The 1,856-nt window shown below is 68.3% G+C and carries 1 protein-coding gene; it reads right to left on the bottom strand.

Annotation, left to right across the window (positions count from 1 at the left end; genetic code table 11):
- Positions 1-1,856, bottom strand: a 1,856-nt coding sequence (locus AC3ETA_RS47640) for a dihydropteroate synthase (RefSeq protein WP_432199146.1), incomplete at both ends; no start/stop codon positions are given.

Below are 1,856 nucleotides of genomic sequence, written 5' to 3'. Positions count from 1 at the left end.
TGGTACGAGGCTCCCTGGCCGCTGCGGACCTCCTTCAGGCCCCACTGGCCCTTGAACAGGGCGCCCTCGTCGAGCCAGGAGGCGTACTCCTTGAGCTGGATGCCCTTGATGACGCGGGTGCCCCAGAACGGCGGGGCGGGGACCGGGTTGTCGGTGGCGACGTCGGAGCGGACGTGGCCCTCCTCGGGCCGCTCGTCCACCACCGCCGCCGCGGCGGCGGTGCGGACCCGGCGCTGCTTGAGCTCGGGCAGCTTCACGCCCGGCACGCCGCGCTTGACGCCGATCAGGGCGTCCATCAGACGCAGGCCCTCGAACGCGTCCCGGGCGTAGCGGACCTCGCCCCCGTAGATCTCGTGCAGGTCCTGCTCGACGTAGGCACGGGTCAGGGCGGCACCGCCGAGGATGACGGGGTAGCGCGCCGCCAGGCCGCGCTGGTTGAGCTCCTCCAGGTTCTCCTTCATGATCACCGTGGACTTCACCAGCAGCCCCGACATGCCGATGACGTCGGCCCGGTGCTCCTCGGCGGCCTCCAGGATCGCGGAGACGGGCTGCTTGATGCCCAGGTTCACCACGTTGTAGCCGTTGTTGGACAGGATGATGTCCACGAGGTTCTTGCCGATGTCGTGCACGTCACCGCGCACCGTGGCCAGCACGATGGTGCCCTTGCCGTCGGCGTCGGTCTTCTCCATGTGCGGTTCGAGATAGGCGACCGCGGCCTTCATCACCTCGGCGGACTGCAGGACGAACGGCAGCTGCATCTGACCGGAACCGAACAGCTCGCCCACGACCTTCATGCCGTCCAGGAGGGTGTCGTTGACGATGTCGAGGGCGGGGCGGTCCTGGAGGGCTTCGTCGAGGTCGGCCTCCAGGCCGTTCTTCTCGCCGTCGATGATGCGGCGCCCCAGGCGCTCCTGGAGCGGGAGCGCGGCCAGCTCCTCGGCCTTGCCCGCCTTCAGGGACCTGGCGGTGGCGCCCTCGAAGAGCTGCATCAGCTTCTGCAGGGGGTCGTAGCCCTCACTGCGGCGGTCGTGGATGAGGTCGAGGGCCGTGCTGACCTCCTCCTCGCTGAAGCGGGCGATCGGCAGGATCTTCGAGGCGTGCACGATCGCCGAGTCCAGGCCCGCCCTGACGCACTCGTCCAGGAAGACGGAGTTCAGCAGGATACGGGCGGCCGGGTTGAGACCGAAGGAGATGTTCGACAGACCCAGCGTGGTCTGGACGTCCGGATGGCGGCGCTTGAGTTCACGGATCGCCTCGATGGTGGCGATACCGTCCCTGCGGGACTCCTCCTGACCGGTACAGATGGTGAAGGTCAGCGTGTCGATGAGGATGTCCGACTCGTGGATGCCCCAATGGCCCGTCAGGTCCCCGATCAGCCGCTCGGCGATCTCGACCTTCTTCTCGGGCGTGCGGGCCTGGCCCTCCTCGTCGATGGTCAGCGCGATCAGCGCCGCGCCGTGCTCCCGCGCCAGCTCGGTGACCTTCGCGAACCGGGACCCCGGGCCGTCGCCGTCCTCGTAGTTCACGGAGTTGATGACCGCGCGCCCGCCGAGCTTCTCCAGACCGGCCCGGATCACGTCGACCTCGGTGGAGTCCAGCACGACCGGCAGGGTCGAGGCGGTCGCGAAGCGCCCGGCCAGCTCCTCCATGTCGGCCACGCCGTCACGGCCGACATAGTCCACACACAGATCCAGCATGTGCGCGCCCTCACGGATCTGCTCGCGCGCCAACTCCACACAGTCGTCCCAGCGGGCCTCCAGCATGGCCTCACGAAACTTCCTGGAACCATTGGCGTTGGTCCGCTCACCGATCGCCAGGTAAGAGGTGTCCTGACGGAACGGAACCGACTGGTAGAG

The sequence above is a fragment of the Streptomyces sp. bgisy027 genome (assembly GCF_057710365.1).
Note: the sequence above shows the minus strand (reverse complement) of the source record. Positions and strands in the feature narration are given on the sequence as shown.